We start from the raw sequence: 26,474 nt of genomic DNA on the forward strand, positions 1-26,474 counted from the left end.
GGTTCTCCTTCGGTACTGGGCTATTCTTGCGCACTCGGTGCGCTCGCGCTCTTCATTGACGAGGCTGGGGTCGGGGTGGGCGGTCGGCGCAGGGGCGGGTCGAGGACAAAGGCCGTATCGTCGACGCCCGGGATGAGGCGGTAGAGGGCTGCCGGGCGCCCGGCACCCTCGCGCACCGTGCCTCCCGTCGGCTCGATAAATGATGCGGTTTTTGTCGCTTTGCGGTGGAAGTTGCGCGGGTCGAGCGCCGATCCCCAGATGGCTTCGTAGGTCGTGCGCAGTTGTGTGATTGTGAACTCGGGGCCGCAGAAGGACGTGGCTAGGGGTGAGTATTCGATCTTGGAGCGGGCGCGCTCTACTCCGTCTGCGAGGATTTCCGCGTGATCGAAGGCGAGGGGTGAGGTGGGCGCAAGGAGTGCGTCGACGGGGTGCCAGAGGGCTCCCGCGGCGTCGCCGCCCGAGCGGGTTGGTGAGAACGAGGGGGCGAGGAGGAGGTAGGCGACGGAGAGAACGGGCCCGCGCGGGTCGCGGCCTTCCGGTCCGTAGGAACGCAGCTGTTCGAGATGTCCTGGCGGAGTAATGCCGGTTTCCTCCTCGAGTTCGCGCGCTGCCGCCTCCTCGGTCTGCTCGCTCTCGCGTAGAAAGCCGCCGGGGAGTGCCAAGTGATCCTTGAAAGGCTCAATTCCGCGCCGCACGACGAGAGCGTGGAGCGCGTGGTCAATGACGGTCAGAGCGACGATGTCGACCGCGACGGGGATGGTGAGGGGAGAGGTCATGGTGCAAGCCTAGCTTATTTGTGTCGAGTTGACATTAAGTCCATTGAGGAGTTATCGTCATCCTGACACAAACAAGTGGTTCGCCACCCAACCAAGGAGTCATCATGGGAACCCTGCACCACCACCCATTCCTCATCCGCTACCAGGGAGGTGCCGGCGATCACGTCGTCCAGATCCGCGCCGGACGCACCGTCCGATCCGGCGTCGGACAGTCCTTCTGGCTGCGAGCCGGACGCTGCGCGCTCGCGGAGGTCCCCACCTCCAACCGCGCCCACAGCTTCCTCGTCCAGACGACCACCGCCGACCAGCAGAACATCAACGCGCAGGTTTCGATCACCTACCACATCGAAGACGCCGAGGCTGCCGCCGTGCACTACGACTTCGGCCTATACCCGCGCGAAGCTGGAGGGGACGCTCAGGGGCTGTGGCAGATCGACGAGACCGTCACCCGCATCGCCTTCTCCGCCCTGGCCTCGGCAATCGGAGAGATGACACTCACAGATGCAATTAGCGGTTCCCTCGAAAAAGTAGGTGACGTGCTCGCCCAGGCCTTCAAGGCGGATGATCAGCTGCGCACCACAGGCGTCGCGGTCGTTGATGCCCGCCTGCTGAGCCTGCGCCCGGACGAAGGGGTTGAATCCTCCCTGCGTGCCCCTCTCCTCGAGCAGCTTCAGGCCGAGGCCGACCGCGCCCTCTACGAGCGCCGGGCTCTCGCCGTCGAACGCGAATCTCAGATCTCCGAAAACGAGATGCAGTCCAAGCTCGACCTGGCCCGCAAGCGTGCCGACCTGGTCGATCAGGAAGGACACAACGCCCGGCGTGAGGCTGAAGAGAAGGCCGCAGCAGACGCGATTGAGGTGGAAGCCGAGGTTCGCCGCATTGTCGAAAAAGGCAAGGCGTACGAGGCTGACTGGAACACCGCTGGCCGCGCTCGGATCGCGAACGACGCCGCATACATCCAGGCGCTCGCGGCAGCCGGGCCCGAAGTGGCGCGTGCCCTCGCCCTCAAGGAAATGGCGAAGAACATGCCGTCCTTTGGGAACATCACCATCACCGCCGACGTGCTCAGCGACCTCGTCGCGGCCTTCACCGGCTCCGCGAAGGCGGGGCAGTAGACATGCGCCGCCGCGCCGTCATCGTCCGACGCCCCACTGAGTTCGATGACCTCATGGACCGCTATTCCACGCGCGGCCAGGTCGAATTCGTCCTGCGCCGCCGCGGGCGCACCCTCGCCTCCGTCGAGCGTGCACACGAGTCTCACGGGGCCGCCCTGGCTCGCGTGCGGGCAGGAATACCGGACGGGTGGGCGAGTGCCGACGTGGAGCGTGACTCCCTCTCGCGCTTCCTCTTCGCCCCTGAGGACGTCATCGTCGTCGTGGGACCCGACGGCCTGGTCGCCAACGTCGCCAAGTACGCGGGCGACCAGGCCGTGGTCGGCGTCAACTCGGTGCCTCAGTCGAATGCCGGCGTGCTCGTGCGATGCACTCCCGACCAGGGGGTCGCGGCCCTCGGTCGTATCGACGCGGGCGCCGGCCTGCGGGTGGACCAGCTGACGATGGTCCGGGCAACCGCCGACGACTCGCGCACCCTCACCGCACTGAATGAAGTGTTCATCGGGCATCCGAGCCACCAGAGCGCCCGCTACGAGCTGGCCCTTGGTGCCGCCGTCGAGCGACAGTCCTCCTCGGGCCTCGTTGTCTCGACCGGGACCGGGGCGACCGGGTGGGGAGCCTCCCTCAAACGCGGACGCCACATGGGGGAGTTGCCCGCGCCGACCTCGCGCTCGCTCGCGTGGTTCGTGCGCGAGGCGTGGCCCTCACCCTTCACCGGCGTCGAGTACACCGAGGGCATCCTGGATGAGGGCGAAGACCTCGGCCTCGTCGTGGCCTCCGAATCCCTCGTGCTGTTCGGCGATGGCATGGAGTCCGACCGCTTGACCCTCACGTGGGGCCAAAGCGTGCGGATTTCGCGCGCCCCGCGCGCCCTGTCCCTCGTCGATCCCGCCGGCCTGGGCGAGGGCTGATCCTGCGGGTTGGTACCGAGAGCTTCTGGATAGGAAACAGAGAGGCGGATAGGTGACGAACATGTGGATAGGTTATGAAGATACGGATAGGAAAATAAGCTATCCGTATGCGTACAACCTATCCGTAAGCGCACAAGCTATCCGCGTGTGCGCCGAGGAGGGTGACAACGATGGGTATGGTGTGGGGACGCCGTACCCAGGAACGGCTCCAAGCAGGTATGCCCGATTGTTGATGGACTTAACCCTTCAATGCACGGCTGGGCCAGATAGGTGGCAGCCTACATGCGAGCCGTCCAAGGAACCATGTCGATGGGGCGGGCCCAAGTGCGCTGCGATAACACCATGACCGATTCCTTGTGAGCCACCCTCACAACCGAGTACTACTACCGGCGTACCTTCACCACCCGCGACCACGTCTACACCGGGTCACCAGCTGGATCGAAGACTTCTACAACCACCGCCGCATCCGCACCATCCTCGGCGGCAAAGTCCCCATCGAATGAGAACTACACCAAGCGGTCTGGATGCCCCTACACGAAACCCTGGACTCGACACCGTCAACAACATGCCCACAGGCCCACCCACGCAAGCGTTGGCACCACTGTCGGGTCGCCACCGAGCACTCATGCAACCGCCGGCACCACTGTCGGCCCACAACACCCCATTTCAGCGATTTTTCGCTCAACAGAGGCGTCACCGGTTTCAAAGACCGCACACAACCAACCAACAGAGGTGTCATTGGTTGCAGATCCCGCCTGTAGCCCGCCAAATAAGTAAGACCGCCGGGTCGGCACCGTGCACTCATGCAACCGCCGGCACCACTGTCGGGTCGGCACCGTGCACTCATGCAACCACTGGCACCACTGTCGGGTCGGCACCGTGCACTCATGCAACCACCGGCACCACTGTCGGGTCGGCACCGTGCACTTATGCAACCGCCGGCACCACTGTTGGGTCGGCACCGTGCACTTATGCAACCGCCGGCACCACTGTTGGGTCGGCACCGAGCACTTATGCAACCGCCGGCACCACTGTTGGGTCGGCACCGTGCACTTATGCAACCGCCGGCACCACTGTCGGCCCTCAACACATCATTTCAGCGATTTTTCGCTCAACAGAGGCGTCACCGGTTTCAAAGAACGCACACAACCAACCAACAGAGGTGTCATTGGTTGCAGATCCCGCCTGTAGCCCGCCAAATTAGTAAGACCGCCGGGTCGGCACCGTGCACTCATGCAACCGCCGGCACCACTGTTGGGTCGGCACCGAGCACTCACGCAACCGCCGGCACCACTGTCGGGTCGGCACCGTGCACTCATGCAACCACCGGCACCACTGTCGGCCCTCAACACATCATTTCAGCCATTTTTCGCTCAACAGAGGCGTCACCGGTTTCAAAGACCGCACACAACCAACCAACAGAGGTGTCATTGGTTGCAGATCCCGCCTGTAGCCCGCCAAATAGGAAAGATCTCCGCATCCATGCCAGTCTCGGCGGCAAATCCCACATCGAAAACGAACTACACCAAGTGGCCTGGACAACAGCCATGTAAACAAACCGTCAACGACATGCACATAAGCCCACCAGTTCAAGGGTTAACGTGCGCATAGAGGGGCGGAGCGTGCCAGCGAAAGGGTATTGCTCGGAAAGAGCGGAGTTCCGCGTGTGAATGCCCGTGCGCCGCAAGCCCTACGCAGACACGGTGCCCCGTGTGCGTAGCTCGTCCATGACCTCGCCGAAGGTGCGGGCGACCGGCTCGCGGACGATCAGATCCGCGTGCGCGTCGGCCGAGGTCGGGGTGGCGTTCATAAGCACCAGGTGATCCCCGGAGAAATAGTTGATGAGGCCCGCCGCCGGATACACCACGAGGGACGTTCCTGCCACGATCAGCGTGGACGCCCGCGCGATGGCAGACACGGCGGCCTCGATGACGCCCTGATCGAGGGCCTCGCCGTACATGACGATGTCCGGGCGCATTTGCGAGGCGCACGAGGGGCACGCGGGCACGTGATCTCCGTCGAGCCAGGTGGCATCCCCGAGCGCGGCGATGGCCCCGCAACCTGTGCACACGAGGCGCTCCCAGTTGCCGTGAAGCTCCCACACGGCGCGCGACCCGGCCCGCTGGTGCAATCCGTCGATGTTCTGCGTGATCACCGCGTCCAGACGACCCGCGGCCTCCAGGGATGCCAGGGCCTTATGCGCGCCGTTGGGCTCCACCGGGCGATAGATCTCGTGGAACCACTCCCAATATGCCTGCGGATGCCGGTTGAAAAAGTCGATGCTGAGCACCGTCTCCAAGGGAATATCGCGCTCTTGAAAATAGAAGCCGTTCGCCCCGCGAAAATCGGGGATTCCCGACTCGGTGGACACGCCCGCGCCGCCAAAAAACACGGTGGACGCGGAAGAAGCGATCCACTCCGCCAGGGTCGACACGTCGTCGTTCATGAGGGCCTCCTCGCTCGCGCTACTCTCTCAGGATACGCGTCAGGCCGGGGCTCCACGCGGGAACCCCGGCCTCGAACAAACCTGATAATCAGGCGAAGGTCAGCGCCTGGCGGGCGATCGCCAGCTCCTCGTTGGTCGGGAAGACGTAGATCTTCACGGTTGAGTCGGGAGCGGAGACGACGCGCGGCTCGCCGGAGCGGACCTTGTTCGCCTCGACGTCGATCTTGACGCCAAAGGGGGAGAGGGCCTCGGCCAGCTCGCGGCGCACGTCGATGTCGTTCTCGCCGATACCGGCGGTGAAGGTGATGACGTCCAGTCCGCCCAGCTCAGCGGTGTAGGAGCCTACGTACTTCAGCAGGCGGTTGATGTACACGTCCATCGCGGTGCGGGCGCGCTGCTGGGTCTCGGGATCTTCGTCGTTGTGGATCATCGCCCACACGGAGCGCATGTCGGACTCGCCCGTCATGCCCTTCATGCCGGACTTCTTGTTGAAGAGCGTGTCGACCTCGTCGATGCTCATGCCGGCGACGCGCTGCAGGTGGAACACGACGGCGGGGTCGATGTCGCCGGTGCGGGTGCCCATCATGAGACCCTCGAGGGGGGTCAGGCCCATGGAGGTGTCGATCGGGTGGCCGTTCTTGACGGCGGACACGGACGCACCGTTGCCCAGGTGCATGACGATCTGCTTGAGGTCGTCGCGGCCTTCCAGCTTCGCGATCTCCTGGGACACGAACTGGTGGGAGGTGCCGTGGGCCCCGTAGCGGCGCACGGAGTACTTCTCGGCGGTCTCGGTCTCGAGGGCGTACAGGGCCGAGCGGGCGGGCAGCTGCTGGAAGAACGCGGTGTCGAAGACCGCGACGTGGGGAACGTCGGGCATGAGTTCACGCGCCACGTCGATGCCCTTGAGGTGGGCGGGATTGTGCAGGGGAGCCAGCGGGCACAGCTCTTCGATCAGGTCGCGAACCTCGTTGGTGATGAGCGCCGGGCCGTCGAAGTGGCGGCCGCCCTGAACGACGCGGTGGCCGACGGCGAGGATGCCCGCCTCGGCCAGGGTCGGGCCCTCCGTGTCGAAGAGGCGCAGGACCTCGCGCATGCCGACGGTGTGGTCGGGAACGGGGAGCTCTTCTTCGGTGACGGCGTCGCCGTGGACGTGCTTGATGAGGCCCATGGAGTCGCCGATGCGCTCGACGAGGCCCTTGGCGATTGCGTCGCCGGTATCGGGGTCGACGAGCTGGTACTTGATGGAGGATGAGCCGGAGTTAATGACGAGAACGGAGGTCGAGGACACGTGTTCGCCTTTCGTGTTGGGGGATGGAAAAGAAAAGTACGAGGCCGGGGCCCGGTTGCGTTAATGGTAACCGGACCCCGGGACCTCGGTCCCGTTCAGCCCTGGGCCTGGACGGCGGTCAGGGCGACGGTGTTGACGATGTCTTCGACGAGTGCACCGCGCGACAGGTCGTTGACGGGCTTGTTGAGGCCCTGGAGGACGGGGCCGACGGCGACCGCACCGGAGGAGCGCTGGACCGCCTTGTAACCGATGTTCCCGGCTTCCAGCGAGGGGAAGATGAAGACGGTGGCCTTGCCTGCGACCTGGGAGCCGGGCAGCTTCTTGGAGGCGACGGCCTCGTCGACGGCTGCGTCGAACTGGATGGGGCCTTCGATGGCCAGCTCGGGGTCCTTCTCACGGGCGAGGCGCGTGGCCTCGACGACGACGTCAACGTCCGGGCCGGCCCCGGAGGTGCCGGTCGAGTAGGACAGCATTGCGACGCGCGGGGTGACGCCGAACTGGGCGGCGGTGCGCGCGGAGGTCACGGCGATGTCGGCCAGCTGCTCGGCGGTGGGGTTGGGGTTGACGGCGCAGTCGCCGAACGCCCACACGCGGTCCTTCATCGCCATGAGGAAGATGGAAGAGACCACGGAGACGCCGGGTGCGGTCTTGATGATCTGGAAGGAGGGGACGATCGTGTGCGCGGTCGTGTGGGCAGCGCCCGAGACCATGCCGTCGGCATCGCCCATGTGGACCATCATGGTGCCGAAGTAGGACACGTCGGTGACCTTCGCGCGAGCCTGCTCGAGGGTGACCCCCTTCTTGGCGCGCAGGCGCGCGAACTCCTCGGCGTAGCGCTCGAGGTACGCGGGATCGTTAACGGAGACGACCTGGGCGGCGCTCAGGTCGAGGCCGAGTTCGCCGGCGCGCTTGGCGACGTAATCGGCGTCGCCCACGAAAGTGATGTCGGCGATGCCGGCTGCGAGGACCTGGGCGGCGGCCTGCAGAACGCGGTCGTCGTCGGGCTCAGGCAGGACGATGCGCTTGCGGTCGGCGCGAGCGCGCTCGATAAGGTCGGCCTGGAAGGCCAGCGGGGTCACGGCAGTGGGGGCGGCGGTTGCGCGTAGCGTGGCGGCGGCGTCCTCGGCCAGCGGCAGGGGCAGGACGGGCACGTCGGCCTCGATTGCGGGGGCGCCACCGGTCAGGACGATGGCGATGACGGAGGCTGCGGCTGCTTCGGCGCGCAGGCGGGCGGCGGCGATCTCTTCGGTAAGAAGCTCGGCGCTGGTGCCCTCGGCGTCGAAGGCAAGGATGACGCCGGCGCGCGTGGAGGCGGCGAGGCTGAGGTTCCAGGCGACGTGGTCGAAGGAGCGGTTCGAGGCCTCGCGCGCGGGGGTGATGAGCACATCGTCTCCGGCGGCGCGGACGGCTTCGACCGCGGCGGGCAATGCGACGGCGGGGCGCAGGGCGGCGTCCGTGACGGTCGTGCCGGCCAGGGCATCGGCAGTAGTGGTGCCGAGAACACGGGCCAACTCGTCAGTGGCGAGGGCGGCTGCCTCCGACGAACCGGGGGCGACGACAATAAAACGGGACACTCGAATGCTCCTTTGGTGCGAGAAATATGTTCCTGGTCTCACGGACCTTTGGACCCATACTAAACCCGCTTGCCACCATATTCCCATTCCTTTGCCGGGACGAGGGCATGGTCGCCTTGGTGGGGGAGGATAGGACGGTCGTCTGATAGTGCGCGCTCGTGCGGTAGGGTAGGGGCGTGAATAGCGAGGAAAGAACGGTGCGCGCGCGACTGGGCGGCTGGCTCGGCGCTGCCCTCAGCGCGGGCGGTGTTCTCGGTGTGATTGCGCTGGCCGTGACGGATCATCGCCACCGCGCGGTCATCCTGATGGTCCTCGTCCTCGTCGGTATGGCGGCGCTGCGTCTGTGGACGCCGGGACGCCCCTGGTTCGCCTCGCGCGCTCGTCTCATGGATGCCTCGGTCTACCTGATCCTCGCCGCGATTATTTGGTGGTTCGCGCCGTACGTGTCGACGCTTGCTGTGCGCTAAATCCCCGGTGGACGCCGCCCGCGAGGGGCTAATGCCCTCATCGTGACGCTTTATCAATCGCGTGATTTTTGCCGCATCTATCCCGAATCATGGCCATCGGCTCAAGATTTCGTAATGTTCAGGCATGCTATGTGCGACCCATCATCCCTAGTTTCAAGGTGAAACATATGCGCGAGTTCCTGCGTAAATCCGGAATCCTCGTTTGGGTGATCGCTGCGATCATCCTCGCGACAGTCCTTGGATCCGTCCGCATTGGCGGCGACCACGTGATTCCCGTCGAGGTTGGCCGTATCTTTGCGACCTTCTCGGCGATCTTCAGCCAGTTCCTGTCCTTCTCGATCCCGCTGATCATCATCGGTCTTGTCACCCCTGCTATCGCCGACCTGGGCCGAGGCGCGGGCAAGTGGCTGGGCATTACGACTGCGATCGCCTACGCGTCGACGCTGTTCTCGGGCTTCCTCACCTACCTGGTGTGCGCCATGCTGTTCCCGCGACTCCTCGCCTCCACGCGGCTGAGCTCGGTCGACGAGCCGGGGAGTGCTCTGGAGTCCTACTTCACCATCGAGATGCCGGCACCGCTTCAGGTCATGACGGCGCTGCTCCTGTCCTTCGTGGTGGGCCTGGGCCTGTCGATGGTTCCTCGCGGCGTGCTGCGTAAGGGCTTCATCGAGTTTCGCGCCATCATCACGCGCCTGATCGAGACGATCATTATTCCTCTGCTGCCGCTGCACATCTTCGGCATCTTCCTGAACCTGACCTACACGGGTGAGGCTGCCTCGGTTATCCGCACTCTGCTGCGCGTCGTCGTCGTGGTGATCCTGCTTGAGGTCGTCATCCTGCTGACCCAGTTCTGCTTCGCTGGCCTCGTCGCGGGCCGTAACCCCATCAAGGCCCTGCTCACTATGACCCCGGCCTACCTGACGGCTCTGGGCACTTCTTCTTCCGCTGCGACGATCCCGGTGACGCTGCGTCAGACGAAGAAGAACGGTGTGTCCGACGCGGTTGCTTCCTTCACGGTCCCGCTGTGTGCGACGATTCACCTGGCTGGGTCGACCTCGAAGATCTTCTCCTTCGCTTTTGCGATCGTCCTGACCCAGGGGCTGACCGTCTCGTCCCTGCAGTGGGTGGGCTTCATCTTCATGCTCGGCATCACGATGGTCGCTGCCCCCGGCGTCCCCGGTGGTGCCATCATGGCCGCCACGGGTCTGCTGAGCTCCATGCTGGGCTTCAACGACGCGCAGGTTGCGCTCATGATCGCCACCTACATCGCCCTGGACTCCTTCGGCACGGCCACGAACGTGACCGGTGACGGCGCGATTGCACTCGTCGTGGACCGTCTGGCCCACGGGTCGATTGGCAACGAGGGCGACCCGGAGAACGCTCGCGAGCTGGCCTTTGACGGCATGGCCTACCTGGACCGTGTCTCCGTTGAGGGTGTTGTGAGCCCCGAGGAGCTGGCTGAGTCCGCGGCACGCAACGGTGCCGAAACCGTCGCCTAGTCTCTCGACACTGCGTCAGCGCGCGTCCGCCAAAGAGGCGGGCGCGCGCTTGTCGTTTGCTCGGTATATGGGAGTTAGGCCCTAGTAGTGGAGGCGCGGGCGACGTAGAATAGGGGATGATAGGCACATCGGGCTTCGCGCCCGCTCCGTCAACGAAAGATGGCAGAACCATGAGCACAGTTCGTATTGGTGTCCTCACGTCGGGCGGTGACGCCCAGGGAATGAATGCGGCCGTTCGCGCAGTTGTGCGCACGGCGCTGGCGCGTGGCGCGCAGCCCTATGCGATCTATGAAGGTTGGCAGGGGGCCTGCATGGGTGGCGATTCCATCAAGAGGATGGAGTGGTCGGACGTCTCCTCGATCCTGGCCGAAGGTGGCACGGTGATCGGTACGGCCCGCAGCGCCGACTTCCGCACATACGAGGGGCGTCACCGCGCTGCCGCGAACCTGCTCGAGCACGGCATCGATCACCTCGTCGTGATTGGTGGCGATGGTTCCCTGTCGGGCACGAACGAGTTCCGTGGCGAGTGGGCGCAGCATGTCGCCGAGCTGGCTGCCGAGGGCATCATCTCGCCTGAGACCGCTGCTGCACACCCGGCCCTCATCATCGTCGGCATCGTCGGCTCGATCGACAACGACATGGTGGGCACGGACATGACGATCGGTGCCGACACCGCTCTGCACCGCATCCTGGACGCCATCGACCAGCTGACCAGTACAGCCGCCTCGCACCAGCGCACGTTCGTCGTCGAGGTCATGGGACGTCACTGCGGTTATCTGCCCCTCATGGCCGCCGTCGCGGGCGGTGCCGACTACGTGTTCACGCCCGAGGATCCGGCGGGCCCGGGCTGGCAGGATGACCTGGCCGAACACCTGCGACTGGGTCGCGAGGCGGGGCGGCGCGAGTCCATCGTCCTGGTGGCTGAAGGGGCTTACGACCGCGACGGAAACGAGCTGTCGACGCAGTTGATCGCCGACACGATCCAGGAACGTACTGGCGAGGATGCCCGCGTGACGATCCTTGGCCACGTGCAGCGAGGTGGCGCCCCATCGGCCTACGATCGCTGGATGTCAACGCTGCTCGGCTACGCGGCCGTCCAGGAGATCCTGGAGTCCACGGCCGAGGACGCGCCCGTCATCCTGGGCGTGCGCCGTAACCGCATCACCCGTATTCCCCTGATGAAGGCCGTTCATGACACGCGTGCGGTGAAGGACCTGATCGCGGCCGGCGACTACGCGGCGGCCCAGGCCTCGCGCGGCTCATCCTTCTCGTCGATGGTAGGTATCAATCAGATCCTGTCCACGCCCCCGCAGCTCACCCCCGAGCCGACCGGCGAGATCAAGCGCGTCGCCATCCTGCACGCGGGCGGCCTGGCTCCCGGCATGAACACGGCGGCTCGCGTTGCCGTGCGTCTGGGTATCGCGCGAGGGTGGAAGATGCTCGGAGTCGACGGATCGTGGTCCGGCCTCGCGGATGACCGCGTGCGCGAACTGAGCTGGTCGGACGTTGAAGGCTGGGCCTTCAAGGGCGGCGCTGAGCTCGGTACCAAGCGTGACATTCCACCGGTTGAGCAGTTCTACGCGCTGGGCCGCGCCATCGAACGCAACGATATCGATGCCCTCCTCGTCATCGGCGGTATGAACGCCTACCTGGGTGTTCACGCAATCACCTCGGAGAAGGACCGCTACCCGGCGTTCCAGATCCCGATGCTGCTCATCCCAGCTTCGATTGACAACAATCTGCCCGGCTGCGAGCTCGCGATCGGCACGGACACTGCGATCAACAACGCGACGTGGGCGATCGACCGCATTAAGGAGAGCGCGGCGGCCTCCAAGCGCTGCTTTATCGCCGAGACGATGGGGCGACGCTGCGGCTACCTGACGCTCATGAGTGCGCTGTCCAGCGGCGCGGAGTACATGTACATCAACGAGGAGTCCCCTTCCCTCGAACAGATCGCAGCGGACGCCGATCGGATGGTGAGTTCCTTCAAGTCGGGCCGTCGCCTCTTCCTGACCCTCGTCAATGAGTCGGCGTCCCAGTACTACGACCGCGAGTTCTTGGCCGACGTGTTCAACGCCGAGTCCGAGGGGATCTACGACGTGCGGCACATGGCTCTTGGGCACATGCAGCAGGGCGGCTCGCCCTCGCCCTACGACCGCCTGCTCGCCACGCGCCTGGTGGCGCGCGCGTTTGGGCAGCTCGTGGACCAGTTCGAGCGCGGCGACCGCGGAGCCTACTACATCGGCCAGGTTGGAAGCGCCGTCGAGGCCCGCCCGGTCAAGAACATGTTCGACGACCTCGACATCGAGAATCGTCGTCCCTTCGTCCAGTGGTGGCGTGACCTTATCCCCGTCCAGCGCATCGTGTCGCTGCAGAACCCGGGCATCGAGGCGACCCCCATCCGCATCGACGATCCGGTCGCCTGAACCCCGGATTGTGATCGGCGTACGAGGCCGTGGTTCCGTGAGTGTGCACGGTCCACGGCCTCGTTGTTTCAGGAGAGCTGAACAAGGGTGACCCGGGGCGCAGACCCCGCTAAACTGGATCCGAAGCAATCTCTACTGTCAGGAGACCCCATGAGTGATATCCCCGTGATCGACCCGACGATGACCCCCGCGTGGGACACGCTCGACCAGCTGGCCGACAACTTCGATCCAGACCTGCGCAAGCTGTTCGCGGACGACCCCACCCGTACCCAGACGTTCACTTTCGATGCGGCCGACCTGCACGTCGACCTGTCGAAGAACCTCGTATGCCCCACGCTGGTGGGCCACCTCCTCGCCCTCGCCGAGCAGACGGGCGTCTTGGAGCTGCGCGACCGCATGTATGCGGGCGAGCACATCAACGTCACCGAGGACCGTGCTGTCCTGCACACCGCGCTGCGTCGCCCCGCGACCGACTCCCTGACGGTGGATGGCCAGGACGCTATCGCTGACGTACACGAGGTGCTGGAGCAGGTCTACGCCTTCGCCCGCCGCGTCCGCTCCGGCGAGTGGGTCGGCATCACCGGTAAGCCCGTCAAGACCGTTGTTAACGTCGGTATCGGCGGCTCCGACCTGGGCCCCGTCATGGCCTATGAGGCCCTCAAGCCCTTCGTGCAGGAGGGCCTGGAATGCCGCTTCATCTCCAACATCGACCCCACCGACGCGGGCGAGACGACGAAGGACCTGGACCCCGAGACGACCCTCGTGATCGTTGCCTCCAAGACCTTCACGACGCTTGAGACCATTACGAACGCCAAGGTCGTGCGCGCCTGGCTGCTCGATGCGCTGCGTGAGCGCGGTATCGTCTCCGACGAGGCTTCCGAGAAGGAAGCGATCGCCAAGCACTTCGTGGCCGTGTCCACCGCCCTGGACAAGGTCGCCGAGTTCGGCATCGACCCCGCCAACGCCTTCGGCTTCTGGAGCTGGGTGGGCGGCCGCTACTCCGTGGACTCTGCCGTCGGCACCTCCCTGGCCGTCGCGATTGGCCCTGAGGGCTTCGCTGACTTCCTCGCAGGCTTTAACGCGATGGACCGCCACTTTGCCGAGGCTGCGCCCGAGAAGAACGTGCCCCTGCTGATGGGCCTGCTCAACGTGTGGTACTCGAACTTCCTGGGTGCCGACACGCACGCCGTTCTTCCGTACTCGCAGTACCTGCACCGCTTCCCCGCGTACCTGCAGCAGCTGACCATGGAGTCCAACGGCAAGTCCGTGCGCCGCGACGGCAGCCCCGTCACCTACGAGACCGGAGAGGTCTTCTGGGGCGAGCCGGGCACCAACGGCCAGCACGCCTTCTACCAGCTGATTCACCAGGGCACCCGCATGGTTCCCGCCGACTTCATCGCCTTTGCTAACCCGACGTGGGCGCTGGGCGATGGCGACGCCGACATGCACGAGCTGTTCCTGTCGAACTTCTTCGCGCAGACGAAGGCCCTGGCGTTTGGAAAGACCAGCGAGGAGGTTCGCGCCGAGGGAACGCCGGAGGCCATCGTCTCTGCCCGCGTGTTCACCGGCAACCGTCCCACGACCTCGATCATGGCCCCGTCCCTGACGCCGTCGGTCCTGGGCCAGCTGATCGCCCTGTACGAGCACATCACCTTCGTCGAGGGCGCGGTGTGGGGTATCGACTCCTTTGATCAGTGGGGCGTCGAGCTGGGCAAGGTCCTGGCCAAGCAGATCCTGCCGGCGATCGAGGGCTCGTCCGAGGCCCTGGATGCGCAGGATCAGTCGACTCGCGCTCTCATCGAGTACTACCGTGCGAACCGCACGAAGTAGTCTCGCCTGAGCGATACTCGGGGGGCCGTGCCGCTTCTGGCACGGCCCCCTCTGTGTTATCGGGTTGTGCGCCGACGCCAGTAGCCGATCAGGCCGATCGTGAGGGCTGGAGCCCACAGGAGCAGCATCGGGGCGTAGGCAGCGACCAGGATGGCCACCTGCCAGCCGTTCATGCCGTCCGCGGGGGTCCAACCGTCGGCAAGGCCCAGCCAGATGGAGCCGAACCTGATGATCAGGGTGGCGCTGATACGGTACAGAAGGGCGTTTCCGACCCCTCCGAGGACGAGGGGCAACAACGTGGGGATCTTTCTCCCGCCGAGAAGGGGACACCATCGGGGAACGCGCTCGCCCCAGGGGTAGATGAGTCCGAGGCACAGGGTTCCAGCGAGGGCCTGGATGGCCTCGAGGCCCAGGACGTAGGTGATGGCCGAGGCGTTGGACCTGAAGAAATCTGCCTGGGAGAAACCGAGGTCGGCCCCGCAGAGCATCGCGATCCTCCATGCCACCGGTAGGAGGGCGCTGATGAAGGCTGTCCAGCAGGCTACGCGTGCCCAGCCGCTCGCTCGGACTTCCGGTTGAGCGGCCGGGTCGGTGCCCCTCGTGTTGCCTCGGTGCGACTGAGAACCCATGCGTTATTCCCAGCGGAAGAAACGAGCGGCTGCGGTGGCACAGACTCCGCCAAAGACAATGAGGACAAGCGCTGCCACCCAGTGCTGCGCCCATCCCTCGCCATCCCACAGGCCTCGTGTGAGATAGGTGAGTTGCGTCATCGGCGAGTACTTCGCGATGGAGAGGATACTGGGAGGGAGCATCGCCAGGGGAACCGCGGCGCCCGAGGTGAAGATGAGTGGGTACATCAGGATGTTTCCCAGCCCCTGGGCGGCGCCGACGTTACGGAATCTCCCGGCGATGAGGTAGCCCGCTGCCAGGAAAGCCGCCAGGCCGAGCATAGTAGCTGCGAGTGCGGAGATGAAGGCTCCGGCTGATGCGGGGCGTACCCCGAAGCCGAGCACGGCGATGGCGTACATGGCAGCGAAGGACACGAGGCCGAGCGTCAAACGGGAGACAACGTCGGCGGCCAGGTAGAGGGCCGGGTTGAGTGGGGTGGCGCGAAAGCGGCGCAGTACGCCCGCCCCCCGCTGGGTCACGAGGTCGACGGGGACGATGATGAGCGCGCTGATCGCGATGACGATCCCGGGGAAAGCGGTGAAGTTTGCCTCGAGGAATCCTTTTCCTCCGAACTCGGGTACCGGGTTGTTGCCGAAGATGAGGCCCATGCACCCGATGAAGGCGGGGGCGAACAGAAGCGCGAAGATGACGGTGACGGGTTCTCGCAGTGCGCGCATCGCGGTGACGCGACACAGTTGAATGAAGGTGCGCATGGCTCACGCCTCCTGACGCATGTTGCGGCCGGTGAGTGCGAGGAACACGTCCTCGAGGCCGGGGGAGCTGGTACGGATGTCTGTCACGGTGAGGCCGGTGGCCTCGATGGCTGCGATGGCAGCCTGGGGGATGCCGCTGCCCGACCACAGCATCGAGACGGAGGTCCCGGCGATCATCACGTCGCTGATGCCGTCGATCTCGTCGACGATGCCGCGGGTGAGCTGCTGGGAGGTGCGCAGCTGCACCTTCGTGCCCTTCGCGATGGAGGCGATGAGGCCGGGCACGGTGTCGAGTGCGATGAGGCGGCCGGCATCGATGACGGCGACACGGTCGCACAGGGCCTCAGCCTCTTCCATGTAGTGGGTGGTCATGACCACGGTGGCTCCGCCCTGTCGGATGCAGCGTACGACATCCCACATGGCCAGTCTCGCCTGCGGGTCGAGGGCTGTGGTCAGCTCGTCGAGGAACACGACCTCGGGCTTGCCCAAGAGGGCGAGAGCGATGAAGACTCGTTGGCGCTGTCCGCCCGAGAGCTTGTCCACGTAGGAACGCCCCTTGGCTGCGATGCCGAGCTCGTTAAGGAGTTGAGCCGGGTCGGCGGGGTCGGAGTACATGGAGGCGAAGAGTGCCATCGCCTCGTTGACGGTGATCTTGGGGGGCAGGGCTGCTGTCTGTAGCTGGACGCCGATCCTTTCTCGCCATCGTGTGGAGGGGCGGGAGGGATCCTCACCCAGGACGTCGATGGTACCGCTCGTGGGGCGGCGTAGGCCCTCAAGGCATTCCATGAACGTCGTCTTGCCTGCCCCGTTGGGGCCGATGATTCCGAAGATCTCGCCGGGGTGGACCTCCAGTGATACGCCGTTTACGGCGGTGAGGTCGCCGTAGCGCTTGGTGACATCCGTCGCGCGGATAGCTGGGGTTGTCATGACTTCTCCTGAAGATGCTGTTGACAGGTGTCACGAGGCGGGGGCTGCGTCTGCGGGGCCGCTGTCCGCCTCGGGGGGCATGGTGCCCGCCATGGTGTTGCGTACGAGAGCCGCGATGGGGTTCGTGTCCGCGTGTTGGGAGACGAGAACCGATAGTGGGATGAGGGCGAGGCCTTGGGATGGGTCGGTGAGGACGACCAGCTGGTCGCCGGGTTCGAGTCCGAGGGACTTGCGAGCCTGGGCGGGGATCGAGACCTGTCCTCGAGTTCCCACGGTGACGGTTCCGAAGAATCCGCGCCCTCCGGGTCCGTAGTGCGCGGGGTTGCGTGGTGTCATGTGCGTGCCTCTCTGTTAAGTCAGATATAACATGCAAAACATGTATGCATGTATTATCTGCCTCGGAGATGTGTTCGTGTGAGCATTGAAGCGTGATTTAGAACACGAATTCTGTTGATTGAATGAGTTCTCTGGGCATACAGCTGACGCCTTGGGGCACTAACCGTTGTCCCAAGGCGTCAGTAAGCGCGGACTATACCCGGCTTCTCAGGTAGGCACGGTGCCTGGCCAGGAGAAGGGCCCCTCCCACTCCCGCAGCCACGACGAGGCCAAGAAGACCCGAGTGTGCCCCCGAGTTCGCGAGCCTGGGACCCTCGCTCGAAGGGGGAGGCGTCTCGGGGTGGCTCGCCCTTGGGCTCGGCTCACTCGGTGCAAAAGAGCGCGGAAAACGCAGCTTGGACCACACCAAGCGGTGGTCCGAGGTCGGAAACGGATACAGACCGGTCAAACGGAAAGCCTCGTCCTCGCGCGTCGGCCAGAACACCCCCGCGTCCTCGACCTGGGTCCCGGTGTTTGGTAGGACGTAGTCAATGCGCAGGTTCCCTGGCCGTGGAGTGTCGTTAAAGTCGCCGGTATCGTACTTGGGCTCCGTCCTGTGCGTCAGGTTTGCGCCTCCCTGAAGCTCGGCTTCGAGCTGGCCTCCCAGTGAGGTCGGCACCGTGTCCACCACTCGGGAGTTTGTTAGCAGCTGATCGATGGCACCCGGGTAGGAGTCCCCGTCAAGGGGGTCCGAGTTGTAGTCCCCGAGGATCACGAAGTTGGCATCTGCGCTCAGGCCTCCCCGCACTCCGTTGTCGTCGTACAGGTAGTCGGCTTGGTTCGAGACGTAGTCCGCCCACAGCCGGATCTCGTCGAAGTTCCGCTTCTTGTTACGCTGCTCGGCACCGTCGAATGACGGTGGCGTTGGGTGCGCCGCCAGCACGTGGATTGTCGTGCCATCAACATCGACCGGCAGGTCCGCGTGAGTCTTCGAAGACAGGGGGAATCTGTCGAGTACCTCGTTGGAGTACCAGCCGGTGCCGTCGCTGTTGGTGGGCAGGAGAGCGCCCGGCATATCCTTCCATAGGAAGTGCTGGAAGGTGCGAACCTGCTCGTCCTTGATCGGGTACTTGGAGTAGACGACGAATCCGTACTGGCCTGGGAACTTGCCGAATCCCCAGGCGTCGGAGGGGCCGGAGGTGCTTCCGTCCCCGTCCAGGTCGAAGCCGCTGGGGATGCCCGTGTTTACCGAACCCGACCACGAGTAGGGGTAGGACACGGGCTGGGCACCGTTGTGTGGGACTTCGAGGTAGTTCGTGCGAAAGAGGTCAACCGCAGCCTCGGTGGCGTCGTAGTCGAACTCGTTGATCAAAATGATGTCTGGGTTCACCCGCTGGATGGTCTCTGCGACGTTCGATGCCTGGGCGTTGTCTGCTGTGGCCAGGTCGTCGAGAAGCTGACCCGGGGCGTCTCGGTTAAGGCTAGCGTTGAAGGTGGCCACCGTGAGGACATCTGTCGTCGACGACCGCGGGGGATCGGCGAGCGCGGGGGCTGCCGCCAGCAGGCACAGGGATAGGGGAAGGCACGCCGCGGTGGCTGCCGAGAGGGGCTTCATTGCCAAAATCTCCTTCATCACCGTTGGGATGTGTACGACAGATGGTAGATCCCCGGGTGGGCAACAAACAAGGATGCGGTAGTAGCGGGAGGAGAAGGGCGGGTAGCCTGAATGACACGACTGCTAGTCGAAGCAGCCCTGCGAGTAAGGAATCGAGGTTTCCATGGTTTCAACAGCTTCCCTGGTATCCATGGGCGTGAGTGCTCTGGCCGCGCTCGTCCTGCCGATCGTCATCCTCGTTGCCGCTCGGCGCAGGTGGCGTTTTTCCCTGTGGTCCGCCGCCGTCGGCGCGCTGGTCTTCGTCGTCTTCGCTCTTATCCTCGAGGGTGGAGTGCACGCGCTGGTCTTCTCTGCCTTCCCAAACCTGGCCAGCAAACCGGTGCTCTACACGATCTATGGAGCGCTCGCAGCCGGGGTGTTCGAGGAGGTGGGTCGAGTCTGCGGATTCGCCGTGCTACGAGCGAGCGACCGGCGCCCCGACGACGTTGGGCGTGCCCTCGGGTCGGGCATCGGACACGGAGGCATCGAGGCAATACTTCTCGTGGGAGTATCGATGGTCTCTAGCCTCGTGACCTCGGTCAGCATCATCAACGCGGGGGCGAGCGAGGCATTCCTCGCAGGCTTGCCCGACGCCCAGCGAGATACCGTCGCCCGCCAGTTCGACTCGCTCATCAACGCACCCGCGCCGTTCTACCTGCTGAGCATCGGCGAGCGCGCCATCGCCATTGCCTTGCACATCACCCTCGCCGTGTTGGTCTGGATGGCATTCACTGGGAGGATTCGCCGCTGGTGGATCCTCGGAGCGATCCTCGCCCACGCTCTGGCAGACGCAGGGGCGGCCCTGTACCAGAGCGGGGCGGCGAGCGTGTTCGTGGCGCAGGGGTGGGCCTTGATCGTCACCATCGTCCTCGTGCTCGCGGTGAGGAAACTCTACGTCTCCACGAAGGTGCCGCTTGCTCACGGAGGCGCGCAGGCCTCGTGAACGCCCACCGGGCGGCAGGCTGTGCCCTCACGCGGGGATGTCACGCACTCGGTAGGCGATCATGGCACCCGCACAACATGTCACGCCGACGCCGAGCTGGACGGCAAGGGGCAGCCAGTGGGTCGTTCCCCAAGGATCGACCACGTGCCCGAGGACGCTGAGATCCTGCGCCCACTTCGGCAAGCCGATGAGGCCCCCGAAGAAGCGCACGAAAGTACTCCACCCAATGACCGTCCATGCGAGGGATCGACACCTGGGCGCTGCACCCACCAGTAACGCGGCAATGCCCGCCGCCGCCACGACTCCCGGCAGCTGGGTGAGTGTCGAGATGAGAGCCCGGCCGGCGGCGTGGTCCTCGCTCACCTGGGTAGACGTGGCCGCCGACAGCACGGTGCCCGACACGACGAGCAGGACCACTCCGGTGCCGATGGCATCGGCCACGATAGCTACGAACGCGCGTGTGCGTGGGACACCCCAGGCCAGGACCGCCTCGGACAAACCGTGCTCCTCCGAGGCCGCCAGGCCGAGCACCCGCTGGACGACCGCAGTGGACACAAGAGCCACGATCACGACTGAGAGTAACGTGGTGTACTGGACGACGGGCCGCATCTCGGGAGCCATTTTCTCGATGTAGGCCGCGCTCGACGGGTTGTTGGCGATCAGATCGGACAACCCGCCCGACATCACGCCGAAGAGCGCCCCTGTGAGCGCCAGTGCGAAGGCCCAGGCAGCCAGGCGCCGAACGCCCAGGCGCGCGGTCAGGCCCAGCGGGCCGCGCACGCGCCACCGCCTGGCGGACACGGAGCGGTCGGCCAGCACCGCCCCCAGTAGTTCCCGGCGAGAGTGGAGCAGCGCCGCCAGCGCCACCAGCGCGGTGGCGACGAGCGCAAAAACGGCGAACGCCCACACGCGCTCCGCCCCGAAGGGCTCGGCCACGTCCCGCCAGGCCAGGGGGCTCAGCCAGCGCAGCCACGTGGCCCCCGTCTCGTCGGCCAGGACGCGGATGGCGAAGGCCCCCCCGAAGACTGTGAAACACAGTCCCCGCGCGGCCGAGGTGTCCCGCACCAACTGCGAGGCCACCAGCGCGATGCCCGTGAAAGCCCATCCCTGGGCGATGGCCACGCCGCCGAATATCAAGGCCCCCCGCAGGGGCGTCTCGCCCACGACGGCGTTCACGCCGATCAGCGAGGCCGCCAGGCCCACGCCCGTGAGCGCCATGGCACCCAGCGCCCACGTGGTCGCCGAGGCGAAGGGCGTCCAGCCGCCTGCGCCCGCCCCGAGGACGACCTCGACGTGCCCGTCCTGCTCGTCGCGCCTGGCCAGTGCGGTCGTGAGCATGACCGCCATGATCGCCACGAACCACAGCAGGTACCCGCCGTCCTCCCAACTGGCGAACTCCCCCACGGAGCCGGCGGCGGGCAGGGGGCCGAACAGCAGGCGCACGCTGGGCGCGTCGCGCATCTGGGCCAGGAGCGAGGTGCGCTCCTCGAAAGAGGGGTAGGTGCGCTGCAGGGCGATCGGGTGGCCCAGGAGGAACAGCCACAGCGGCACCATCCACGCGAGCGCCTGCCACCTGTAGCGTCGCGTCGCCAGCCTCAGGCACCGCCGCAGTCCCGTGAACGCGCTCATGACGCCGCCCCCTGGTCCCCCGAGTAGTGGCTCATAAATAGGTCCTCCAGGCTTGCGGGCTCCACTTGGACGTCGTCCGCGCCCAGTTCCGCGACCACGCCCAGGACTGCGGGCACCAGGGATGAGGGGACGCGGGTCTCCACGTGGGTGCCGGTGGAGCGGACGGGGGCACCCAGCCCGGCCAGGGCCTCGACGAGGCGGGGGCGCCGCACGTCCGACTGCCCGACGCCGACGCGGATGGCGGTCTCGGCCAGGGAGCGCAGATACGACAGGTCACCGCTCTCCACGGTGCGCCCGTCCTTAATGATCGTCACGTGCGAGCACAGGTCCTGCACCTCCGCCAGGATGTGGCTGGACAGCAGAACGGTGGCGCCCCCGTCCGCGGCCTCGCGGACCACGTCCGTGAAGACCCGCTCCATGAGGGGGTCCAGGCCCGATGTCGGCTCGTCGAGGATGAACAGGTCCACGGGCGCGGACAGGGCGGCCACGAGCGCCACCTTCTGCGCGTTGCCCTTGGAGTAGGTCCGCACTTTCTTGGTGGTGTCCAGCTCGAAGCGCTCGGTGAGCTCCTCCTCGCGGGCGCGGTCGCGCGAGCCGCGCAGGCCCGCCAGGGTGTCGAGCACCTGCCCGCCCGTGAGGCTGGGCCACAGGCTCACCGAGCCGGGCACGTAGGCGAGGCGGCGGTTGATGGCGGATGCTTCGCGGGCGGGGTCCATCCCCATGACCCGGGCACGGCCGCCGTCGGTGTGGTACATGCCCAGCAGAACGCGGATCGTCGTGGACTTCCCCGCGCCGTTGGGGCCGAGGAAACCGTGGATCTGGCCCTTCCCGACCCCCAGGTTGAGGCCGTCCAGGGCCTTGGCCCTCCCGAAACTCTTGATGAGGCCCTCGGCCTCGATGAGATCAGACAATGCTCCAGTCCTTTCCTGTTTTCTCCTCGAGCACGGGCCCGAACTCCGGGTCCGCCTGCAAGCGGCGGACCAGGTCGTCGATGACGCGCCTCTGGTCGGGCTCGGGGTAGCCGATCTTGGACAGCAGGGCCACCCGCTTCCACAGCAGGTGCCCGGGCCCGCCACTGGGCAGGTCGCGCAGCAACGCGAGAGCGGTGGCCCTGTTGCGCTCGAGAACGGCCCACTCGGCCTCCTCGAGCTCCTCGATGACGCGCTCCCTCTCCTCGTCGCCGTAGGCACCGGGGCAGCGGCTGCGGTCGAGTGTGGCGAACGTGGTGAACATGCGGACCACCGCTCGGTGGTCCTCGTCGCTGAGCCCCTCCATGAACGGGCCCAGCGAGGCTGGAATGAGGCCCGAGATCGCCAGCGCCAGGACCATGCGCCGGTCCGTGTGGATGATGGGCAGCGTGGCCGGGTCCTCGACGAGGCCCTCGATGCGGTCGTAGAAGCGCTCGAGGACGACGGGCAGGGGCGAGAGCGCCTCGCCGGAGCGCACCCTGGCCACGAGCCCGTCGATGCGGGCCCGCTGGTGGTGCAGGACCTCGATGCGCGCGTCGATCTGCGCCCGTGTGGCGAGCAGGTCCGCCTCGATGGCGCTGCGCCCCTGGGAGGGCTCGTCGGGCAGCATCTGGGCGATCTTTGCCAGGGGGATCCCGGACTCGGCCAGCCACCGGATGCGCAGCAGGCGTGCCAGGTGCTCGACTCCGTAGTCGCGGTGCCCCGCGACGAGTGGGGGCACGGGGAGCAGCCCCACTCGGTGGTAGTAGCGCACCGTCCGCGTCGTGGTCCCCGCCAGGTCGGCCATCACTTTGACTCTCATGGAACCCATCGAACACTGTGACCCTACGTCACTGTCAAGGGTACGCGAGAAACGGCCTCGTGAACGTCGTCGTCTGAGGATGCGTTCCCCATGATTCGATCTGATTAGCGACGCAGTGCTGCCGGGTGACGCTAGCATGGCGTCATGAAAACCTTGGTGGTCGGAGCAGGGATCTCGGGACTTGCATGCGCTGACGCGCTCGCTCGGAGCGGCCAGGACGTGGAGGTTTACGAGGCGAGCGAGCGAGCTGGCGGTCGCATTGAAACAGCTACGGTGGCCGATTGTCGGGTTGAGGTCGGTGCAAACTTTCTGTCCTCGACCTACCGTGTCATCCCCCGTATAGCCAAGCGCCTCGGGGTGCCGCTGCGCCCCATTCGTTCACGCGCCGGACTCATCGTTGACTCGGCGGCGCTCACCTACGGTCCCTCCGCGTACTCGATGGTGCGCGCCGGAGTGATCGGCTGGGGCGACGCCGCACAGGCGGGGTGGCAGCTGGCCCGTCAGTTCCCGCGCCTCGCGAAAGCCAACCCGGCTGATCCCACCCACTGGGCAGACATCGACGTGCCCGCCGACGAATGGTGTTCCGCTCGCTTTGGCGAGGCCTTCACCCGCGCGGTCATCGGATCCTCGTTTCGGGGCTACTACTTCCAGGATCTTGCTGACACCTCGGCCTGTGCGGCGCTCGCCATGGTCTCCTACGGCGCGCGTCCCTTCGTCACGCTGACCGCGGATCCTGGGCTCGAAGCGATTCCTCGGGCGCTGGCCTCGGGACTGTCGATCCATTACGAGGCTCCCGTTGCTCGCGTCGAGCGCGATGAGGCCGGCGCTGCGTTGGTCCTCGACAACGGGACCGTGGTGGAGGGGGACCGGATCGTCTTGGCTGTTCCAGCACCCGCAGCCGCTTCGCTCCTCGCGGATCCGTCCCCGCTCGAAGCCCAGCTCCTGTCGACCCCCTATAGCTCCGGGCTTCTGATCGTTCTCGCGTGTAGCCGGCGCCTTGAGGAAAGGGAGCTGGGGGGCGCGTACGGTCTCCTTGCGTCGCCGAGCCAGGCTGGCCCCATCGCCGCGTTGTGTGTGGCGAGCCGCGCGGGGCATGCGGCGCCGGGCGTGGATGCCGTCACCGTCATGTTTGATGGAGAGGCTGCGCAGCGCTCGATGGTCATGGGGGAGTCCGACACTGAGCTGATCACGAGCGCTGTCGCGGCGCTATCCAAGCTCGCGCCGTCTGTCGCTGACGCCGTCGACTGGCATGCAAGCAGCGTTGTGAGGATTCCGGCGGCAATGCCGACCTGCAGGGTTGGGCGAGCCAGTTTGGTTCGACGCTATCGCGCCGAGCATAGGGGGTCGGTGATTCTGGCGGGCGACTACCTGGCCTTCCCCTGGTCGGACTCGGCGGCCTTGACAGGCCTGTGGGCGGCGAACTGCGTGCGAGCGTCGGGTGAGCGCGACTGAGAGACGCGCGGTCGCCGCGGTGCGGAGGCTGCATGGGTCTTTGCATTTGAGCAGAAACTGGCGGCTGACCGCAGTCGGTGCTTCCGTCGACTGCAACGGGTGCAGGTGCCGTGGTGGAATGAGGACGGCTATTTTCGGGGCGTCTGGAGGATCATAGTGCCGCACATCTCGTGTGTGAAGAATCCGGCTTCAACGTGCGTGACGATATTACCGACGATAAGCGTCGGATAATTTGCGATGTTTGTCGATTGAATTTCCCTTTTGGGTCTAAATGAAAATATGTCAGACAATTTATGTGATTAGAGTGTAAGTGTGTCGAGGTGGGATCGGCGTGTAACTAGTTAGACCTTTTTGTGTCGGATGACTAGCTCTTTATGGAGTAATGAACATCTCAGTACAAGCTGACAAATGGACCAAGATCGTCCGCAATAAACGCGCTCTTAGCACCGTCCGCGTCACTGCTGGCATAGGTCACTTTTGGACGCGTAAGGTCCGGAATTGCGGGAAATAATCTGGGACCAAGGTCGGGATTGACCTGGTTCGCTCTCGATACCATTGACAGCACAAAGTTCCGCGAGTGCTACTGGTAGCCACGCTTCATGATGATTAACGGTGATCGGAATAGTGGCTCGACGTTGACAAATACCTGGTTTTTCATTCAATGATGAAGATACGAGACATAGTCGCGGGGCGATGTCAACAAACTGATTTCCCAGCCTCTCAATTTCATGAAAGGTGGTCGCAGTGCTGAGCATGCTCACCCAGGAGCGCCACGCGAATGATCTGTCGCGTGGACACCGCTTCTTCCTGCTCGTTCTGGTCTCCATCGGCAGCTCCATCATCTACACCCCCGTCTACCTGCAGTACGTCTTTGAGGACCCGTTGGGTAAGGCGCTGATTGCCTCGGGCGGTGCCACCACCGACAACGTCACGACGGTGATGGGCACCCTCCTGAGCGCCTACGCGATCACGGCCCTTGTTTGCTACCTGCCCTCCGGCATTGTCGCCGACATCGTTCGCGTTCGTACCCTGTCCTGGGTTGGCTTCGGCCTCACCGCGCTCCTGACCTTCTGGTACGCGATGTTCCCGTCGCTGTTCACCATCCGCCTTCTGTTCGTGGCGATGGGTATCTCCACGATCCTCATCTGGTGGGGCATCCGCTACAAGCTCGTCCGCCTCGTCTCCGAGGAAGACGGGTACTCGCGCAACATCGGCCTGTCCTACGCCTTCTACGGCCTCGCCGGTCTGATCCTGGGCTTCTTCAACTCCTGGCTTGTCACCCACCTCGCCTCGCAGGGGGACATCATCCCCATGCGCGTCCTGCTGTTCATACTGGGCGGCATCATCATGTTCCTCGCGGTCCTCTCCTTCCTCTTCATCCCGAAGTTCGCCGGCGAGATCGGCTCCTCCGAGGGGGGCTTCGAGGTCAAGCAGCTCGGCCAGGTGCTCATCAACCCCGTCGTGTGGCTCGCCGCCGCGACGCTGTTCTTCGTGTATTTCTTCTACACGGGCGTCAACCAGACGACCGGCTACATGAAGGACGTCATGTTCCTGGCTCCCGCCGTCGTCACGATGGTCGCGACCGTCCGTACCTACGGCGTGTCCCTCCTGTCCGCTCCCATCTTCGGTGGTGTTGCTGAAAAGGTCGGCTCGCCGTCGCGCGTCATTGCTTGCGGTTCGATCATCGCTGGCTTGCTCTTCGGGGTCTTTGTCTTCCTGCCCTCCGGTGCGAACCCGTTCGTCACAGCGGCCCTGGTTATCGTCCTGGCCTTCATGGCCAACGGCGTCTTCGGCATCGTGTCGTCGCAGCTGACCGAGGGCAAGATCAACCCCGCGGTCTTCGGCACCGCCTCGGGCCTGCTCTCCGTCATCGGCTTCCTGCCCGACACCTTCTCCTACACCTGGTTCGGCTCGATCCGCGACGCCGCCGGCGACGACAAGGCTGGTGCCTTCCGACAGATCTTCATGATCCTGGGTGGCACCGCGATCCTCGCAGCGTTGTGCGCAATCGCGCTCCTCCTGGTCGTTCGCGCCCGCGCGAAGAAGACCGAGCAGAACTGATAAGCAACGGAC

Annotated in this window: 21 protein-coding genes; 9 read left to right on the plus strand and 12 right to left on the minus strand. The window is 65.2% G+C overall.

From position 1 onward, the window contains the following. Positions 1 to 20: 20 nt before the first annotated feature. Positions 21 to 776, minus strand: coding sequence for an NUDIX hydrolase (locus RDV55_RS07315; RefSeq protein WP_111823585.1), 756 nt, complete (start codon positions 774 to 776; stop codon positions 21 to 23). Between the two features lie 104 nt (positions 777 to 880). Here RDV55_RS07315 and RDV55_RS07320 point away from each other — a divergent pair, with 104 nt between their 5' ends. Then, positions 881 to 1,891: an SPFH domain-containing protein gene (locus RDV55_RS07320; RefSeq protein WP_111823586.1), complete on the plus strand. Its 1,011-nt coding sequence runs from the start codon at positions 881 to 883 to the stop codon at positions 1,889 to 1,891. 2 nt (positions 1,892 to 1,893) lie between these two features. Continuing rightward, the gene (locus RDV55_RS07325) at positions 1,894 to 2,799 is read left to right on the plus strand and encodes an NAD(+)/NADH kinase (protein ID WP_111823588.1); all 906 of its coding nucleotides are present in this window, start codon (positions 1,894 to 1,896) and stop codon (positions 2,797 to 2,799) included. A gap of 1,690 nt (positions 2,800 to 4,489) precedes the next feature. Here the strand turns inward: RDV55_RS07325 and RDV55_RS07330 are convergent. The 3 genes from RDV55_RS07330 to pta form a co-directional block, all read right to left on the minus strand. After that, positions 4,490 to 5,245, minus strand: coding sequence for an NAD-dependent protein deacylase (locus RDV55_RS07330; RefSeq protein ID WP_111823590.1), 756 nt, complete (start codon positions 5,243 to 5,245; stop codon positions 4,490 to 4,492). Between the two features lie 88 nt (positions 5,246 to 5,333). After that, positions 5,334 to 6,533 (minus strand): acetate/propionate family kinase, encoded by a 1,200-nt coding sequence (locus RDV55_RS07335; protein ID WP_111823592.1) that lies wholly within the window; start codon positions 6,531 to 6,533, stop codon positions 5,334 to 5,336. Between the two features lie 95 nt (positions 6,534 to 6,628). Then, the gene (gene pta / locus RDV55_RS07340; RefSeq protein WP_111823594.1) at positions 6,629 to 8,107 is read right to left on the minus strand and encodes a phosphate acetyltransferase; all 1,479 of its coding nucleotides are present in this window, start codon (positions 8,105 to 8,107) and stop codon (positions 6,629 to 6,631) included. Between the two features lie 197 nt (positions 8,108 to 8,304). Here pta and RDV55_RS07345 point away from each other — a divergent pair, with 197 nt between their 5' ends. The 4 genes from RDV55_RS07345 (at position 8,305) to pgi (ending at position 14,329) form a co-directional block, all read left to right on the plus strand. Further along, positions 8,305 to 8,574 (plus strand): DUF3017 domain-containing protein, encoded by a 270-nt coding sequence (locus tag RDV55_RS07345; RefSeq protein WP_111823595.1) that lies wholly within the window; start codon positions 8,305 to 8,307, stop codon positions 8,572 to 8,574. A 167-nt stretch (positions 8,575 to 8,741) separates the two neighbouring features. Further along, the gene (locus RDV55_RS07350) at positions 8,742 to 10,073 is read left to right on the plus strand and encodes a dicarboxylate/amino acid:cation symporter (RefSeq protein ID WP_111823597.1); all 1,332 of its coding nucleotides are present in this window, start codon (positions 8,742 to 8,744) and stop codon (positions 10,071 to 10,073) included. Between the two features lie 170 nt (positions 10,074 to 10,243). Next, the gene (locus RDV55_RS07355) at positions 10,244 to 12,499 is read left to right on the plus strand and encodes a 6-phosphofructokinase (protein ID WP_111823598.1); all 2,256 of its coding nucleotides are present in this window, start codon (positions 10,244 to 10,246) and stop codon (positions 12,497 to 12,499) included. A gap of 150 nt (positions 12,500 to 12,649) precedes the next feature. Further along, the gene (gene pgi, locus RDV55_RS07360; RefSeq protein ID WP_111823600.1) at positions 12,650 to 14,329 is read left to right on the plus strand and encodes a glucose-6-phosphate isomerase; all 1,680 of its coding nucleotides are present in this window, start codon (positions 12,650 to 12,652) and stop codon (positions 14,327 to 14,329) included. Positions 14,330 to 14,385: 56 nt separating this feature from the next. Here pgi and RDV55_RS07365 read toward each other — a convergent pair whose 3' ends face one another. The 5 genes from RDV55_RS07365 to RDV55_RS07385 form a co-directional block, all read right to left on the minus strand. Further along, positions 14,386 to 14,958 carry a hypothetical protein gene (locus tag RDV55_RS07365; RefSeq protein WP_111823602.1) on the minus strand — a complete coding sequence of 191 codons (573 nt, stop codon included), beginning with the start codon at positions 14,956 to 14,958 and terminating at the stop codon, positions 14,386 to 14,388. Between the two features lie 3 nt (positions 14,959 to 14,961). Further along, the gene (locus tag RDV55_RS07370) at positions 14,962 to 15,711 is read right to left on the minus strand and encodes an ABC transporter permease (protein ID WP_111823604.1); all 750 of its coding nucleotides are present in this window, start codon (positions 15,709 to 15,711) and stop codon (positions 14,962 to 14,964) included. Positions 15,712 to 15,714: 3 nt separating this feature from the next. Next, positions 15,715 to 16,638, minus strand: a complete 924-nt coding sequence (locus tag RDV55_RS07375) for an ABC transporter ATP-binding protein (protein ID WP_111823605.1) — start codon at positions 16,636 to 16,638, stop codon at positions 15,715 to 15,717. A gap of 30 nt (positions 16,639 to 16,668) precedes the next feature. Then, positions 16,669 to 16,974, minus strand: a complete 306-nt coding sequence (locus tag RDV55_RS07380) for an AbrB/MazE/SpoVT family DNA-binding domain-containing protein (RefSeq protein ID WP_003795488.1) — start codon at positions 16,972 to 16,974, stop codon at positions 16,669 to 16,671. Between the two features lie 193 nt (positions 16,975 to 17,167). Further along, a complete protein-coding gene (locus tag RDV55_RS07385) occupies positions 17,168 to 18,568 on the minus strand; it encodes an endonuclease/exonuclease/phosphatase family protein (protein WP_245907671.1) in 1,401 nt (466 codons plus the stop codon). A 163-nt stretch (positions 18,569 to 18,731) separates the two neighbouring features. Between RDV55_RS07385 and RDV55_RS07390 the strand changes: the two genes are divergently transcribed. After that, positions 18,732 to 19,550 (plus strand): YhfC family intramembrane metalloprotease, encoded by an 819-nt coding sequence (locus RDV55_RS07390; RefSeq protein WP_245907672.1) that lies wholly within the window; start codon positions 18,732 to 18,734, stop codon positions 19,548 to 19,550. Positions 19,551 to 19,577: 27 nt separating this feature from the next. Here RDV55_RS07390 and RDV55_RS07395 read toward each other — a convergent pair whose 3' ends face one another. The 3 genes from RDV55_RS07395 to RDV55_RS07405 are packed head-to-tail and all read right to left on the minus strand — an operon-like array spanning position 19,578 to position 22,958. Then, positions 19,578 to 21,179 carry an ABC transporter permease gene (locus RDV55_RS07395; RefSeq protein WP_111823607.1) on the minus strand — a complete coding sequence of 534 codons (1,602 nt, stop codon included), beginning with the start codon at positions 21,177 to 21,179 and terminating at the stop codon, positions 19,578 to 19,580. Continuing rightward, positions 21,176 to 22,090 carry an ABC transporter ATP-binding protein gene (locus tag RDV55_RS07400; RefSeq protein WP_111823608.1) on the minus strand — a complete coding sequence of 305 codons (915 nt, stop codon included), beginning with the start codon at positions 22,088 to 22,090 and terminating at the stop codon, positions 21,176 to 21,178. The genes RDV55_RS07395 and RDV55_RS07400 overlap by 4 nt, the downstream gene beginning before the upstream one ends. Further along, positions 22,083 to 22,958, minus strand: a complete 876-nt coding sequence (locus tag RDV55_RS07405; RefSeq protein ID WP_111823609.1) for a MerR family transcriptional regulator — start codon at positions 22,956 to 22,958, stop codon at positions 22,083 to 22,085. Before RDV55_RS07405 ends, RDV55_RS07400 begins: the two co-directional genes overlap by 8 nt. 135 nt (positions 22,959 to 23,093) lie before the next feature. Between RDV55_RS07405 and RDV55_RS07410 the strand changes: the two genes are divergently transcribed. Together RDV55_RS07410 and RDV55_RS07415 are read left to right on the plus strand one after the other, a co-directional pair. Further along, positions 23,094 to 24,401 carry a protoporphyrinogen/coproporphyrinogen oxidase gene (locus RDV55_RS07410; RefSeq protein WP_111823611.1) on the plus strand — a complete coding sequence of 436 codons (1,308 nt, stop codon included), beginning with the start codon at positions 23,094 to 23,096 and terminating at the stop codon, positions 24,399 to 24,401. 753 nt (positions 24,402 to 25,154) lie between these two features. Then, on the plus strand, positions 25,155 to 26,462 hold the full coding sequence (locus tag RDV55_RS07415; RefSeq protein ID WP_111823803.1) for an MFS transporter: 1,308 nt from the start codon (positions 25,155 to 25,157) through the stop codon (positions 26,460 to 26,462). The last annotated feature ends 12 nt before the right edge of the window (positions 26,463 to 26,474 follow it).

Source organism: Schaalia odontolytica (assembly GCF_031191545.1).
Classification (GTDB): domain Bacteria; phylum Actinomycetota; class Actinomycetes; order Actinomycetales; family Actinomycetaceae; genus Pauljensenia; species Pauljensenia odontolytica.

What these genes read in the sequence shown, in the direction of transcription:
- RDV55_RS07410 (WP_111823611.1), top strand. Translation starts at nt 23,094, where the DNA reads ATGAAAACCTTGGTGGTCGGAGCAGGGATCTCGGGACTTGCATGCGCT.
- RDV55_RS07395 (WP_111823607.1), bottom strand. Translation starts at nt 21,179, where the DNA reads ATGAGCGCGTTCACGGGACTGCGGCGGTGCCTGAGGCTGGCGACGCGA.
- RDV55_RS07405 (WP_111823609.1), bottom strand. Translation starts at nt 22,958, where the DNA reads ATGGGTTCCATGAGAGTCAAAGTGATGGCCGACCTGGCGGGGACCACG.
- RDV55_RS07330 (WP_111823590.1), bottom strand. Translation starts at nt 5,245, where the DNA reads ATGAACGACGACGTGTCGACCCTGGCGGAGTGGATCGCTTCTTCCGCG.
- RDV55_RS07315 (WP_111823585.1), bottom strand. Translation starts at nt 776, where the DNA reads ATGACCTCTCCCCTCACCATCCCCGTCGCGGTCGACATCGTCGCTCTG.
- RDV55_RS07415 (WP_111823803.1), top strand. Translation starts at nt 25,155, where the DNA reads ATGCTCACCCAGGAGCGCCACGCGAATGATCTGTCGCGTGGACACCGC.
- RDV55_RS07375 (WP_111823605.1), bottom strand. Translation starts at nt 16,638, where the DNA reads ATGACAACCCCAGCTATCCGCGCGACGGATGTCACCAAGCGCTACGGC.
- RDV55_RS07355 (WP_111823598.1), top strand. Translation starts at nt 10,244, where the DNA reads ATGAGCACAGTTCGTATTGGTGTCCTCACGTCGGGCGGTGACGCCCAG.
- RDV55_RS07325 (WP_111823588.1), top strand. Translation starts at nt 1,894, where the DNA reads ATGCGCCGCCGCGCCGTCATCGTCCGACGCCCCACTGAGTTCGATGAC.
- pgi (WP_111823600.1), top strand. Translation starts at nt 12,650, where the DNA reads ATGAGTGATATCCCCGTGATCGACCCGACGATGACCCCCGCGTGGGAC.
- RDV55_RS07320 (WP_111823586.1), top strand. Translation starts at nt 881, where the DNA reads ATGGGAACCCTGCACCACCACCCATTCCTCATCCGCTACCAGGGAGGT.
- RDV55_RS07350 (WP_111823597.1), top strand. Translation starts at nt 8,742, where the DNA reads ATGCGCGAGTTCCTGCGTAAATCCGGAATCCTCGTTTGGGTGATCGCT.
- RDV55_RS07390 (WP_245907672.1), top strand. Translation starts at nt 18,732, where the DNA reads ATGGTTTCAACAGCTTCCCTGGTATCCATGGGCGTGAGTGCTCTGGCC.
- RDV55_RS07365 (WP_111823602.1), bottom strand. Translation starts at nt 14,958, where the DNA reads ATGGGTTCTCAGTCGCACCGAGGCAACACGAGGGGCACCGACCCGGCC.
- RDV55_RS07370 (WP_111823604.1), bottom strand. Translation starts at nt 15,711, where the DNA reads ATGCGCACCTTCATTCAACTGTGTCGCGTCACCGCGATGCGCGCACTG.
- RDV55_RS07385 (WP_245907671.1), bottom strand. Translation starts at nt 18,568, where the DNA reads ATGAAGCCCCTCTCGGCAGCCACCGCGGCGTGCCTTCCCCTATCCCTG.
- RDV55_RS07380 (WP_003795488.1), bottom strand. Translation starts at nt 16,974, where the DNA reads ATGACACCACGCAACCCCGCGCACTACGGACCCGGAGGGCGCGGATTC.